This is a genomic window from Bartonella sp. SD1336NMGDW (assembly GCF_042193565.1).
In the GTDB taxonomy this organism is placed as follows: Bacteria; Pseudomonadota; Alphaproteobacteria; order Rhizobiales; family Rhizobiaceae; genus Bartonella; species Bartonella grahamii.
The window spans coordinates 329-807 of record NZ_JBHILW010000088.1; the positions used below are offsets into that span (position 1 = coordinate 329).

Here is a 479-nt window from a genome sequence, read left to right on the forward strand (position 1 = left end):
TCATGGAATAAAGCTGCGAACCCGTGACCGCATCACTGGAATCTTTAGAGATATTACCCGCTGCTAGAGACGTGATCTTACTGTTGCTCTTATCTGCACCATGCTGCGCTACAAACGCACCTTTCCCGTCATCCCACAACAATGCATCTTGAAGACGTTCAGAAACTTCATCTTTGTTCTGAGCAACTTGATCCTTAAGATCCTTGAAGCCTTGATCAACCCCACCAAACGCACCAGAAAGATCATGATACTCTTTATCATCTAATTTATAGGTTGGTTCAGTCCCTTTTAAGACATCAGCACCGCCACCTAAATATTTCGACGCATTCTTAGCAACTGTCTGAAGATCATCACTGACACCCTTTACATTCTCATTCGTCTCATAAAGTTGAGAACCCGTCACCGCATCATTTGAGCCTTTGGCAAGAGTTCCATCCTTAACACCCGAAAGCGTACGCGTTTCACCAGACTTATTCGCT

At 44.5% G+C, this 479-nt stretch carries 1 pseudogene; it reads right to left on the reverse strand.

Annotation, left to right across the window (positions count from 1 at the left end):
- Positions 1 to 479, reverse strand: a pseudogene (locus tag ACFIKH_RS09285) (adhesin); the annotation flags it as partial.